The 601-nt window shown below is 68.7% G+C and carries 1 protein-coding gene; it reads left to right on the plus strand.

Translation table 11 applies throughout. The features are described from left to right. Positions 1-575, plus strand: a 575-nt coding sequence (locus STRTUCAR8_RS28120) for a proton-conducting transporter transmembrane domain-containing protein (protein WP_044473022.1), incomplete at its 5' end; no start/stop codon positions are given. Positions 576-601 lie beyond the last annotated feature (26 nt).

The raw sequence follows: 601 nt of genomic DNA on the forward strand, positions 1-601 counted from the left end.
CCCAGACCGACATCAAGCGGCTGCTCGCGTACTCGTCCATCGCGCACGCGGGGTTCATCCTCGCCGGTGTCATCGCCATGACACCGGACGGGGTGTCGTCCGTCCTGTTCTATCTGGGCGCGTACTCGTTCGTGACGATCGGGGCGTTCGCCGTGGTCACCCTGGTGCGGGACGCCGGGGGCGAGGCGACCCACCTGTCCAAGTGGGCGGGGCTCGGGCGCCGTTCGCCGCTGGTGGCCGCGGTGTTCGCGGTGTTCCTGCTGGCCTTCGCCGGCATTCCGCTGACCTCCGGGTTCGCCGGGAAGTTCGCCGTGTTCAAGGCGGCGGCCGAGGGCGGTGCGGGAGCGCTGGTCGTGGTCGGTGTGATCTCGTCGGCGATCGCCGCGTTCTTCTACATCCGGGTGATCGTGCTGATGTTCTTCAGTGAGCCGCAGCCCGACGGACCCACCGTCGCCGTGCCGTCGCCGTTGACCATGACGGCGATCGCGGTGGGGGTGGCGGTCACCGTGGTACTGGGTGTGGCGCCGCAGTACTTCCTCGACCTGGCGAGCCAGTCGGGCGTCTTCGTGCGCTGATCAGCGGATTTCACGGATTGTGCCGG

It is taken from the genome of Streptomyces turgidiscabies Car8 (genome assembly GCF_000331005.1).
GTDB lineage: Bacteria > Actinomycetota > Actinomycetes > Streptomycetales > Streptomycetaceae > Streptomyces > Streptomyces turgidiscabies.